This window comes from Ruegeria sp. YS9 (assembly GCF_024628725.1).
Lineage (GTDB): Bacteria > Pseudomonadota > Alphaproteobacteria > Rhodobacterales > Rhodobacteraceae > Ruegeria > Ruegeria atlantica_C.
Map to the genome: position 1 here is coordinate 692,725 of NZ_CP102410.1, position 12,354 is coordinate 705,078.

General features: G+C 58.6%; 11 protein-coding genes. 5 read left to right on the forward strand and 6 right to left on the reverse strand.

What is annotated here, in order from left to right:
• Window positions 1-113: 113 nt before the first annotated feature.
• Window positions 114-566, forward strand: coding sequence for an Lrp/AsnC family transcriptional regulator (locus NOR97_RS19455; protein ID WP_257601128.1), 453 nt, complete (start codon window positions 114-116; stop codon window positions 564-566).
• A gap of 128 nt (window positions 567-694) precedes the next feature.
• Here NOR97_RS19455 and paaZ read toward each other — a convergent pair whose 3' ends face one another.
• From paaZ to NOR97_RS19485, 6 genes are all read right to left on the reverse strand, one after another.
• Window positions 695-2,725, reverse strand: coding sequence for a phenylacetic acid degradation bifunctional protein PaaZ (paaZ, locus tag NOR97_RS19460; RefSeq protein ID WP_257601129.1), 2,031 nt, complete (start codon window positions 2,723-2,725; stop codon window positions 695-697).
• A gap of 119 nt (window positions 2,726-2,844) precedes the next feature.
• Complete coding sequence (locus NOR97_RS19465; protein ID WP_257601130.1) at window positions 2,845-4,032, reverse strand: cytochrome P450; 1,188 nt, start codon at window positions 4,030-4,032, stop codon at window positions 2,845-2,847.
• Complete coding sequence (locus NOR97_RS19470) at window positions 4,032-5,384, reverse strand: TRAP transporter large permease (RefSeq protein ID WP_257601131.1); 1,353 nt, start codon at window positions 5,382-5,384, stop codon at window positions 4,032-4,034. Before NOR97_RS19470 ends, NOR97_RS19465 begins: the two co-directional genes overlap by 1 nt.
• Window positions 5,384-5,887 (reverse strand): TRAP transporter small permease, encoded by a 504-nt coding sequence (locus NOR97_RS19475; RefSeq protein WP_170345182.1) that lies wholly within the window; start codon window positions 5,885-5,887, stop codon window positions 5,384-5,386. The genes NOR97_RS19470 and NOR97_RS19475 overlap by 1 nt, the downstream gene beginning before the upstream one ends.
• 57 nt (window positions 5,888-5,944) lie before the next feature.
• Window positions 5,945-6,964, reverse strand: a complete 1,020-nt coding sequence (locus NOR97_RS19480; protein ID WP_257601132.1) for a TRAP transporter substrate-binding protein — start codon at window positions 6,962-6,964, stop codon at window positions 5,945-5,947.
• A 70-nt stretch (window positions 6,965-7,034) separates the two neighbouring features.
• The gene (locus NOR97_RS19485; RefSeq protein WP_257601133.1) at window positions 7,035-9,068 is read right to left on the reverse strand and encodes an FAD-dependent oxidoreductase; all 2,034 of its coding nucleotides are present in this window, start codon (window positions 9,066-9,068) and stop codon (window positions 7,035-7,037) included.
• A gap of 103 nt (window positions 9,069-9,171) precedes the next feature.
• Between NOR97_RS19485 and paaG the strand changes: the two genes are divergently transcribed.
• Genes paaG through NOR97_RS19505 form a run of 4 tightly spaced genes read left to right on the forward strand, consistent with a single transcriptional unit; the run spans window position 9,172 to window position 12,320 of the window.
• Window positions 9,172-9,957 (forward strand): 2-(1,2-epoxy-1,2-dihydrophenyl)acetyl-CoA isomerase PaaG, encoded by a 786-nt coding sequence (gene paaG / locus NOR97_RS19490; RefSeq protein WP_257601134.1) that lies wholly within the window; start codon window positions 9,172-9,174, stop codon window positions 9,955-9,957.
• A gap of 2 nt (window positions 9,958-9,959) precedes the next feature.
• Window positions 9,960-10,385, forward strand: coding sequence for a hydroxyphenylacetyl-CoA thioesterase PaaI (paaI, locus tag NOR97_RS19495; protein WP_170345375.1), 426 nt, complete (start codon window positions 9,960-9,962; stop codon window positions 10,383-10,385).
• Between the two features lie 24 nt (window positions 10,386-10,409).
• Window positions 10,410-11,720, forward strand: a complete 1,311-nt coding sequence (gene paaK, locus NOR97_RS19500; RefSeq protein ID WP_170345178.1) for a phenylacetate--CoA ligase PaaK — start codon at window positions 10,410-10,412, stop codon at window positions 11,718-11,720.
• A gap of 3 nt (window positions 11,721-11,723) precedes the next feature.
• The gene (locus NOR97_RS19505) at window positions 11,724-12,320 is read left to right on the forward strand and encodes a TetR/AcrR family transcriptional regulator (RefSeq protein WP_257601136.1); all 597 of its coding nucleotides are present in this window, start codon (window positions 11,724-11,726) and stop codon (window positions 12,318-12,320) included.
• Window positions 12,321-12,354: the final 34 nt, after the last annotated feature.

Here is a 12,354-nt window from a genome sequence, read left to right on the forward strand (position 1 = left end):
CAAGCTCCTGTTTCAAGCTGACGCCAGTTTACGCCTTTACTTTGGGCTTTTGCTTGCAAATAGTACCAAGAGCGCGATCCATATTGGCAGATTCTGCCAAGGTTGAGGTTGAAATGGACGATAAAGACAGACAGATCATTCGGGCGCTGCAAAAGGACGGGCGCATGACGAACCAGGATCTTGCCGACGAGGTGAACCTGTCTCCATCGCCGTGTCTGCGCCGGGTCAAGAACCTCGAAGCGCGCGGGGTCATAAAGGGTTACAGCGCAGATGTGGACGCTGCGGCATACGGCATAGGCATTACCGTTTTTGTGCGGATCCGGTTGGAGCGGCACAATGAAACGGACGTTCAGAATTTAGAAAAACGCGTTCGGATGATCGACGAAGTTCTTGAATGCCACGTGCTGACCGGGGCAATGGACTACCAGTTGCGGGTGCTGGTATCGGATCTCGAGTCATATGAGGAGTTCATTCGAAACAGAATTCACCCGATCGGTGGGATTGCATCGATCGACACAAGCTTTGTTTATGGAACGGTAAAGAAGACCGCAGTTTTTCCGCCCTGATGGAACGCGCCCGGCCAATCTGCGAACTCAGGTTGAGGTGCATGTTCAACGGGCGCTGGGATCAGGGTTCACAGATCGTTTTTCGACCCGTGAACCCGCTGACCTGCCGAGTTCAATAGGCACCAAGCCTAGTAGGCGACCATCGTCAACAGCTCGTATTCCGCAACCATTTCATCATCCTGCTGGGTCAGGGTGACATGCCAGCGGACTTCGCCGTATTCTTCGTTCCGCTTGGTCTTGGCCTTGACCGTCAACCGCACCTTGATGGTGTCTCCCGCCTCGACGGGCTTCATGAATCGCAACCCGTCAAGACCCGTGTTTGCCAGAACCGGGCCTTCGTTGGGTTCAACAAACAATCCGGCTGCAAATGACAAAAGCAGGTACCCATGGGCCACACGGCCCGGGAAGAACGGGTTCCGTTCCGCCGCTGCCTGATCCATATGCGCGTAGAACGTATCGCCGGTGAAATTGGCAAAGTGTTCGATGTCTTCCATCGTGATTGTACGGGGCGCCGTGTGGAGGGTCTCGCCAATCGCCAGGTCGTGGAACCGGCGCGTGAACGGATGGGCCGGCCCTTCGACCTCGGTCGCGCCGGGAACCCATTTGTTCCCGATTGCGGTCAGCAGATCAGGCGATCCCTGAATGGCTGTTCTCTGCATGTAATGCTTGACGCCACGCACGCCGCCCATCTCTTCGCCGCCACCAGCGCGTCCCGGTCCGCCGTGAACCATATGCGGCAGCGGAGAGCCGTGGCCGGTGGATTCCTTCATCGAGTCGCGATTGTTGAAGTACATGCGCCCATGATACGCCCCTGCCCCCAGGGCAACGTGCCGTGCCACATCGGCGTCACGGGTTATGACCGATGCCACCAGCGACCCCTGTCCGCGATTTGCCAGTTCGATCGCATGGTCGAGATCGCGATAGCCCATCACAGTGCTGACAGGGCCAAAAGCCTCGGTGTCGTGGACACGCCGGGCCGCATCCGGATTGGCACAATGGTACAACATCGGCGGCAGGAACGCGCCTTTCTCGGCATCCGCCCCATCAACCACAAAATCGTCAGGGTTGCCGAAAACGCGTTCAGCTTCCTGCCCGATGATTGCCGCCTTTTCCAGAACATCGCGTTTCTGACCGTTCGAAACCAACGCGCCCATGCGTGTGGTTTCCAGCCTAGGGTCGCCGATGACCGTTTTGGCCAGCCTCGCGGACAGGGCTTCGATCACCGCCTGCACCAGAGGCTCTGGGGCCATGATCCGGCGGATTGCGGTACATTTCTGCCCAGCCTTCGTGGTCATCTCGCGCTGGACTTCCTTGACGAAAAGGTCGAATTCCGGCGTTCCGGGCTCGGCATCAGGGCCCAGTATCGAGCAGTTCAGACTGTCCTGCTCGGCCACGAAACGAACTGAATTCTCCAGGATCACCGGGTTGGAACGCAGTTTTGAGGCCGTGTCAGCAGATCCGGTGAAGCTGACCACGTCCTGCATGGTCAGACGGTCCAGCATATCACCCAGACCACCCGAAACCAGCTGCAACGCGCCCGCAGGCAAAATGCCGGAGTCCAGCATCAGCCGGACGCATAGTTCGGTGACGTAGCACGAGTTCGTTGCCGGCTTTACGATGGCCGGAACGCCCGCCAGAAGGGTTGGAGCCAGCTTTTCCAGCATCCCCCAGACAGGAAAGTTGAACGCATTGATGTGAACCGCCACACCGTGCAACGGGGTGCAGATGTGCTGCCCCAGGAAGGTGCCGTTGCGGGACAGCTGCTCGACCTCACCGTCCAGGTAGACATGTCCGTCCGGCATCTCGCGCCGACCTTTCGAAGCGAAGACGAACATCGTGCCGATGCCGCCGTCAATGTCGATCAAGTGGTCGGACTGGGTGGCACCCGTGCTGAAAGACAGGTCATACATTGCCTGTTTGTGCTGACCCAAATGAATGGACAACGCCTTGAGCATCTTGGCCCGCTCATGAAACGTCATCTTCCGCAACGCCGGCCCGCCGACATCGCGCGCATAGTCCAGCATCCCCTGCACATCCAACGCGCTATTGCCGGCCGAGGCGATTACCTCGCCGGTGACTGCGCTTGCAATATTGCGGGCACCCGCACCGGGCGAAACCCATTCACCGGCCGCGAAGCTGGAAATCTGTTGGATTGTCATGAGCGTCTCCTCATCTGTTGTGTGATCTTCGCGCAGCCGTATGCCCGTCTCACGAAACCATAATATAAACCGTACGGTCGGTCAATAAATTGGCGAATTGGCAACTCGAACCGTACATCTCAGACTTGCGCTGGCAGTCGCGCGAAACCCCGAAACCGAATGCGTCCGCCCCGTTCAGCACCGTCTGTGATGCGATAGGTCGGGAATCGCGCCAGAAACCGTCCGACGGCCACGCGACCCTCCATACGCGCCAGGGTCAGGCCAACGCAGGTGTGGGGGCCTCCGGCAAACGCATGATGCTTGTTGGGACGTCGATCCAATACAACCTCATCAGGTTGTTCAAACTGCCGCGGATCGCGATTCGCGGCGCCGATGCACAGGTGAACGTCTGTACCTGCCGGAATGGTCTGACCATGGAACGTCACATCTTCGGTGGTCAGACGATTGCCAAACTGATTTGGGCTTTCCAGCCGCAGAAACTCGTCCACTGCCGTGTTGATCAGATCCGGATTGGCCAGCAGTTCGGCCCGTTTGTCGCGGTGCCGTTCCAAAAGTTCCAATGCGTTGCCGATCAGGTTGGTGGTGGTCTCGTGCCCTGCATTCAGAATGAAAATGCAGTTCTGGTACAGCTCGACCTCGGTCAGACCACCATCGGTGTCATCCTGCATCAACCGTGTCAGGACATCCGTCGCAGGATCTCCGGGGTTGGCCCGGCGATCTTCGATGACATGCCGAAGATAGTCCTTGAAATCAGATACCGAACGGTTGCCCCACTCTTCCTGCTCGGGCGTCAACTGAGGCTCCAAAGCGCCCAGTATGGCCAGAGACCAATCCCGCAAAGGCCCGCGCTCTGATCGGGGAATGCCAAGCAGGTTGCCGATGATCTCGATCGGGATGGCACCGGCGAAATCCTCGATCAACTCTACCGAGCCCTTGGCCTGCATCTCGTCCAGCAGCCCATCGACAAGTTGAATCAGGCCCGGTTCCATCTGCGCCAGCGCCCGTGGGTTCATCGCGCCAACCATGACCTTGCGGACGCGGGTATGCAGGGGCGGATCGTTGAACACAAGGCTGGTGGTATGGTGTTCGTAAAGCGGGCTGTCGATACCGTATTTGGGGCCGAAAACCGCCTTTTTGTCCGATATGAAACGCTCCGTATCCCGGTACACCAGGTCCAGGTCGTCGTACCGCGACAGGATCACCGACCCGTCGGGCTGCCAGCAGACGGGCGTGTCTTCGCGCAACACGGCGTAGGTTGGATAGGGATCCGCATGAAACCCGTCCGGAAGCGCAGTCAGAGAGAACATCAGTGACCCATCGCTCCCATTTGTTCGGGAAGGACCAGAACCAGCCACGGCACCAGAACGATCAAGGCCAGACGGAAGATGTCTGCCACCCAGAACGGTGTGACTCCTTTGAAGATTGTTCCGGTCGATACGTCCCCGACCACGCCTTTCAGAATGAACACGTTCAGACCCACGGGCGGCGTGATCAAACTGATCTCGGTCACGACGACGACGACGATGCCGAACCAGATCGGATCATATCCCAATGAGGTGACCAACGGGAAAAAGATCGGCACCGTCAGCAACAGCATCGACAGCGATTCAAAGACGCATCCCAGAATGATGTAGATCCCGAGGATCATCAGGATCACGACGAAGGGTTCCACCTCATATGCGGTGACCAGGGCGATCAGCGCTTCGGGCAGACCAGCCAGGTTGATGAAATTCGAGAAGATCTGCGCCCCGATCAGAACCGAGAACAGCGCCGCCGCGGTGAAACTGGTTTCCTTCAGCACTTCAAAGGTCGAACCAAAGGTCAGCCCACCGCGCGACAGAGCAATCAGGAATGCGCCCATGGCACCCATACCGGCAGCCTCGGTCGGGCTGAAGGTCAGGTTCAGTGGATAGAAATCGAACACTCCGTACAAACCGCCGATCACCAGGAAGAACAACAGCAATACGGCCCAGACCGAGCGCAGGGCCGACAGGCGTTCGCCCCAGCCGTGGCGTTCACCAGCGGGGCCGGATTCTGGCCTGCGCCAAACAGTCCAGCGCACGGCGAACAGATAGAAGAGGATACCAAGTACACCGGGGATGATGCCAGCAACGAAAAGTTTGCCGATCGATGTTTCGGTCAGCAGGCCGTAGATCACCAAAATGACCGACGGTGGGATCAGGATACCCAGCGTGCCGCCGGCGGCAATCGACGCCGTTGAAAGCTCATCCGCGTACCCATAGCGACGCATTTCCGGCATCGCGACTTTGGACATGGTCGCAGCCGTTGCCAGCGAGGAACCGCAAATGGCCGAAAAGCCGCCGCACGCCGCAACCGTCGCCATGGCGATACCGCCTCGGAAGTGGCCCAGGAAGGCGTTTGAAACCGCGTATAATTCGCGCGCGAGCCCGCCCTTGTTCACGAACAGGCCCATGAGGATGAACAGTGGCACGACCGACAGGCCGTAATCCTGTGCCGTGTCCGTAATCTGGCGCCCCACCATTGACATGGCGGCCTTCAGTCCGCGCTCGGACAGGATGCTGCCACCGCGCTCATATGCGAACCCAAGCGTCCCCACGAGGCCCATCGCAAACACGATGGGCAAGCGTACCAACACAAGAACCAGGACAAGGGCGAAACCGATCAGTGCGGCAGTCATCAGGCGTGCTCCGACAAGGTTTGGGGGGCAAAAATGTACAAAAGACCGGTGATGAACATCGCAACGGCCGTGATCGCAGTGAAGGCGGCGATGAACCAACCCACATAGAAGACAGGGATCGACAGGTATTCGGTGACGTCGCCGTAATCCCGTGCACGTTCAGCCAGAACCCAGACGCGCTGAATCGGCCAGATCAGCATGATGCCGGACACCAGATAGACAATCGCATCGCGCGCCCTGCTCAGCCGCAGGCGGGAAAAAATTCCATCGGTCAGGTCAACCGCGATTTGCCCCTTCCCTGCCGAGATCATCGGCAGGACCGAGAACACAAGGATCGCCATCAGAATCCGCGTCAGTTCGGTTGCCGCCTCGATCGGAGCATTGAAGACTGAGCGCAGGATGACGTCAAAAAAGGTCATCACCATCAGGATAAACAGCGCCACACAGGCCAGCACCGTCGGAATGATACTGACGCGACGCGCGAAGGTCACGATAGATTGCATGATTGGCCCCCAACGGGTGTAGATGGCTGGCGGTTCAACCCCGCCAGCCGGGCTGCGTTACTGAGCAGCCATTTCGTTTACGATCATGTCATAAGCGGCCTGCGCATCGACACCGGTGCCATTGACCTCTTCGATGACCTTGGTGCGCACATCGGTAGCGATCGCATTGAACTTTTCCAGATCTTCAGCAGAGGCTGCATTGATCGCGTTGCCTTCGGTCTGTACGGTCGCCTCACGGCCGATCGCGTCGATCTCATCCCAGATTTTACCGATTTCGCGGCTCAGCGGTTCACCGAACACCTTTTCTTCCAAAGCGGCCTGCACATCGGCGGGAAGATCCGCAAACGTGTCTTCGTTCATGATGAACGCAAATGATCCGCGATACAGGCCACCCGGAACTTCATACACGTTTTGCGCAACTTCGGTCAGCTTGAAACCCTTGCGGGATTCAAACGGCATGACGACACCATCAGCAGCTTTCGACGCGAGTGTCTCGTATACTTTCGGCGCAGGCACCTGGATTCCAGTTGCGCCCAGCGCCGTGCCTACATCTCCGCCGACACCACCCGGGATACGGACCTTGAGGCCCGATACCTCGTCAAGCTTGGTCACGGGGCTGCTGGAGTGAAGCTGCGCCGGGCCATGGGTGTGCAGGGCGATCACCTTCACACCGCGATGTTCGTCCGCCGCCTTGAGATACTTGTCGTATGTACGCCAATACGCGACCGAGGCCGCTTCGGCCGAGCCCTCATATCCGGGCAGCTCGATCATCTTGGTGGTGACGAAACGACCGGGCTGGTATCCATGAAAGATGATCGACGCATCGGCTGCGCCATCCATGATCAGGTCCATCTGCGCCGGCGGCGGGGCAATTCCCAGCTTCAGTTCAGCAGTGACTTTGCCGTCGGTGGCCTCTTCGACCATTTCCACGAATTTCGGCCACATCTTCGCGTTGATGCCGTGGGTCGGCGGTGCCCAGCTGGAAATCGTCAGCGTATAATCCGCCGCCAGCGCCACTGTGCCCGAAACGGCCAGCGCGGCCGAGGCCAAAAGAGTGCTCAACTTGGTGAACTTCATGGTTTTGTCTCCTCCCTGTGAAACATGACTCGAGAATGCGTTAATGGTCACTTTTGTAACCATCAACATGTTAATAGTTTTCGGATCGGTCCGCGACACGCCACGAACCGGGGCTTTCTTTCGCTACGGTTAGCATATTTGCGGCGCACCGGCTGACGCCGATTTCGTTGCAATAGTTCATCGGACCTCCTCTCCAGCGCGGGAAGCCGTATCCATGGATTTGAACCATATCGACGGCTTCTGCGTTTTCCGCGATCCCTTCTTCAATGATCAAAGCGCCCTCGTTGGCCAGAACCGCCAGCAGTCTTGAAGAGATATCCTCGTCCGAAAAAGCCCGCCGGGTGATGCCCTGCTGGTCAGAATAGGCTTCGATCAATGCCTCAACTTCGGAATCCCGAACCGGGGCGCGACTGCCTTCTTCGTAGCGATACCACCCTTTGCCGGTACGCTGGCCGAAACGCTCCATCTCGCACAGCTGGTCTGCGATGGTGACATAGCGTTCGTTCGGGTCGCGGTTTGCTGCATTGCGTTTGCGGTTCGCCCAGGCAATTTGAAGACCGGTCAGGTCCTGAAGCTCATAAGGCCCCATGGGCATCCCGAACGCCCGCATTGCATGGTCCACCTGATAGGGAAGCGCCCCATCTGCCAGCAGATAATCGGCCGCGCGCCGATAGGCTGCCAACATGCGGTTGCCAATGAACCCATCGCAGATACCCGACAGCACCGAAACCTTGCGAAGCTTTTTGCCAAGCGCGAAGCCGGTTGCGACAACCTCGGGAGACGTTTGCGGAGTACGCACGACCTCGAGCAGCTTCATGACATGTGCCGGACTAAAGAAATGCAAGCCGATGCATCGGGCCTGATTGCCGATGCCCGCGAAAATCTCGCGCGGATTCAGATAGGACGTATTGGTGGCCAAAATCGCGTCGCTGCTCATATGCCTGGCCAGCTCGTCAAAGACCTGCTGCTTGACGGACAGGTCTTCAAAAACGGCCTCGATCGCCAGTTCAGCATCCGCAGCGTCAGCATAGCTGTTCACCGCACGAAACGCGGCAAGACGATCCCGAAGCTGCGCCTCGGACATCTTGCCCCTGGTGACTGCGCCTTGCAGCAGACCCTCGACCCGAGTGTGTGCTGCGGCCGCGGCGTCAGCGTCTCGCTCGATCAACGTCACGGACAGCCCGCCGTTCAGGGCCGCAGTTGCGATCCCCGCCCCCATCAATCCCCCTCCGACAACGGCGATCCGTGTTATGTCACGGGCGGCCACGTCTTTGATCAACGAAGGTTTGGACACGGTACGTTCAGCAAAAAACGCGTAACGCAAAGCGCGGCTTTCCGGGCTTTGGCGCAACTCCAGATGGCGCGCGCGCTCTTTCGGTTGTGCGGTGGCAAATGGCTCAACCGACCAACCAAGCGCCGTCAGGTTTTCCAGCGGCGATTTCTGCCCCCTGGCGCGTTTCTTCAAAGCCTGGCGGCTCGCCTCCAACAGATCCGGCGCAAATTCCGCCACAGCACGCTGGCTGACAGGTATTGGGCGTTCGGGCAGATCCGCTACCAAGTCCAGAACAGCAGCCTTGGGGTCTTCGGCGACAAGGTCGACACCGCCAAGCTCGGCCAGTGTCTCTGCCCTGAGAATTTTGCCCGAACAGGCCATGTCAATTGCAGCCTGCATCCCGACCAGACGCGGCAATCGTTGAGTGCCCCCTGCCCCGGGGATCAAGCCCACATTGACTTCCGGCAGGCCAAAACCCGTTCCCGGCGCTGCGATCCGCCACGCACAGGCCATGGCGATCTCGAACCCGCCACCCAGCACGTTGCCATGCATGCAGGCTATGAACGGAACCACGCTGTCTTCGATTTTCTGAACCACGTCAGGCAAATGTGGCTCGACCGGCGGTGCATCGAATTCGGACATGTCGCCGCCCGCAACAAAGGTCTTTCCAGCACAACACAACACCGCCACGCGCGCGCCCTTGACCGCATCAACCGCGTCAGACAGCCCTTGCCGAACACCTGTCGACGTCGCGTTTACCGGCGGGTTGTCAATTGTGACCCACGCCACGTCGCCTTTAAATTCAACGCTAACCAGCGACGACTGCGACATTTGCAATCCCTTTGATCGGTTCAGATTCGGTTCGGGTTTATATATTGACCAACCGTTCGGTTAATGCAATGATTAAGTTGAAACGAGACCAGATGAGACAGTCATGAGCGATACGATTCTTGTACAAGACAACGGGAACTGGGTCGAAATCACCCTGAACCGCCCGGACAAGCTGAATTCGTTCAACGAAGAAATGCACCTGGCGCTACAGAATGCGCTGAAAGCCGCGCACGACGACGGGGCCCGCGCGATATTGCTGACCGGTGCCGGGCGTGGCTTTTGTGCCGGTCAGGACCTCGGTGATCGCGACCCGTCGAAGATGGATGGCCCACCGGATTTAAGCAAGACGGTACGCACGTTCTATGCCCCTCTTGTCCGTTTGATCCGGTCGATGAATATCCCGGTGATCTGCGCCGTGAACGGAGTAGCCGCCGGTGCAGGTGCAAATCTGGCGCTGGCCTGTGATATGGTTCTGGCCGCGGAACGTGCGAAATTCATTCAGAGCTTTTCCAAGGTGGGCCTGATTCCCGACACGGGCGGCAGCTGGCACTTGCCGCGCCTGTTGGGCGAGGCGCGCGCCAAGGGGCTGGCCCTGACAGCCCAACCCCTTCCGGCCAAACAAGCCGAAGATTGGGGGCTGATCTGGAAGGCAGTGGCCGACGATCAATTGATGACCGAAGCGCGCGCGCTTGCCGCGCAATTGGCAAACGGCCCCACCCTCGGGCTCGGGCTGACCAAACAGTGCATTCAAACTGCTGCCACCACGTCCCTCTCGGATCAGCTCGAGATCGAAGCGGACGCAATGAAGACCTGCGGGGAAAGCGCGGATTACGCCGAAGGCGTATCCAGTTTTCTTGAAAAGCGGGCACCGAATTTCCAGGGACGCTGATGATGACACCCAAGGAACGTGCCACGAGATCCGCTGAAGCGATGTGGGCGAATGACCAAGCCAGCAAATGGTTCGGGATGGATCTGGTCGACGTCGACGAAGGCCGTGCAGTCCTGACCCTGACAGTCGGGGACCATCACTGCAACGGGCACGGCATTTGCCACGGGGGCGTCACTCATGCCCTGGCCGACAGCGCCTTTGCCTTCGCCTGCAACAGTCGCAACGTGGCAACCGTCGGCCAGCATACGATGATGAGCTATCTCGCGCCCGGGAAAAAGGGGGACCTCCTGACCGCAACCGCGACAGAGGTTGCCGTCACCGGCCGCAGTGGCATCTATGACGTCCGCGTCACCAATCAAGACAACACCCTGATCGCCGAGTTTCGCGGAATGTCCCGCGCGGTCGGCGGGCAGAATTTTCAGGAATAGCTTCGCGACTGGAGGAGTGACGCGATGGAAGATCTTTCCCCAAACAAAGCGGATCTGGACCCGATCGAGATCGCCTCGATCGACGAAATCCGTGCGACGCAGCTTGAACGGCTCAAATGGTCCGTTCGCCACGCCTATGAGAACGTGCCGATGTACAAGCAACGGTTCGACGAATCCGGTGTGCATCCTGACGATCTTCAGCAGCTCTCGGATCTGGCGAAGTTTCCGTTCACGTACAAAAATGATCTGCGTGACAACTATCCGTTCGGCCTGTTCGCCGTTCCACGCAGCCAGATCATTCGTCTGCACGCCTCGTCCGGTACGACTGGCAAGCCGACGGTGGTGGGCTATACGAAAAACGACATCGACAATTGGGCGGATCTGGGCGCAAGGTCCCTGCGTGCATCGGGATTGCGCAAGGGAGACATGGTGCACAATGCCTATGGTTACGGGTTGTTCACCGGCGGTCTTGGCGCACATTACGGGATCGAGCGGCTTGGCGCGACCGTCGTCCCCATGTCCGGCGGGCAGACCGAAAAGCAAGTCAACCTGATCAACGACTTCCAGCCCGACGGGATCATGGTGACGCCGTCCTATATGCTCAATATCCTTGAACAGTTCCACAAGGCCGGGCTCGACCCGCGTGAAAGCTCGCTGAAGGTTGGCGTGTTCGGTGCTGAGCCCTGGACTGACGCCATGCGCGCCGAAGTCGAAGAAGCGTTTGATATGCACGCGGTCGACATCTACGGCCTGTCCGAAATCATGGGGCCCGGGGTGGCCAATGAATGCGTTGAAACCAAGGACGGCCCGGTGATCTGGGAAGATCACTTCCTGCCTGAAATCATTGATCCCGCAACCGGAGAGGTCCTGCCCGATGGCGAAACCGGCGAGTTGGTGTTCACGACCCTGACCAAGGAAGGGTTGCCGATGATCCGCTATCGCACCCGCGACCTGACCTGCCTGCTGCCGGGAACTGCACGGTCCATGCGCCGGATGGCCAAGATCACCGGTCGCAGCGACGACATGATGATCCTGCGCGGCGTCAACGTCTTTCCCAGCCAGATCGAAGAACAGGTCATGGCGACGGGGGGCCTTGCCCCTTATTATCAGATCGAGCTGTACAAATCCGGCCGCATGGACGCCATGCGGGTTTATGTTGAATCCTCCCCGGATTCCACCGACGAACTGTCCAAGACGGCCGCAGCACGGATGCTGACCAAGCGGATCAAGGACGTCGTTGGCGTCTCAACGGAAATTGTTGTAGGTGACCCCGGCGACGTCGAACGCTCTCAGGGCAAGGCGAAGCGCGTCGTCGACAATCGCGATAAGGAATAAACCGTGGCCCGTACAATCGCCAAAGATCACGACCAGAAGCGGAAGCAGATCCTGAAGACGGCAGCCAAAGTGTTCGCCGACCAAGGGTTCGATCGCGCCTCGATGACCCTGTTGGCAAATGAGTGCGGGATTTCCAAGGCAAACATCTACCACTATTACGACAGCAAGGATGCCATCTTGTATGACATCCTTGAAACCTACCTGCGCGAGCTGCGCGACCGTATCTGCAATGTGGATCTGAACGGTCTCACGTCTGAACAGAAGCTGCGGAAAGCGGTACGCGAAATCCTGTTTGCCTACCAAGGCGCAGATGACGAACACCGGGTGCAGATCAGCGGCATGAGCGCATTGACCGAGGAACAGCAGAAACTTCTGCGCGGGTATCAGCTGGAATTGGTGAATTTTGTGCGCGACATCCTGAAAGAGCTGGCCCCGACAGCCTTCAACGATGACAAGGACAAGCTGCGCGGCGCCACGATGTCAGTTTTTGGGATGCTGAACTGGTATTACATGTGGAACAGCGGAGCAGGGCCCAAGGCCCGCGAAGACTATGCTGATCTGGTCAGCACTCTGACCGTCCATGGTATCCACAAGCTCTAGCTGAGGCCTTTCGGGCAAAACCGTTCGAAATCCA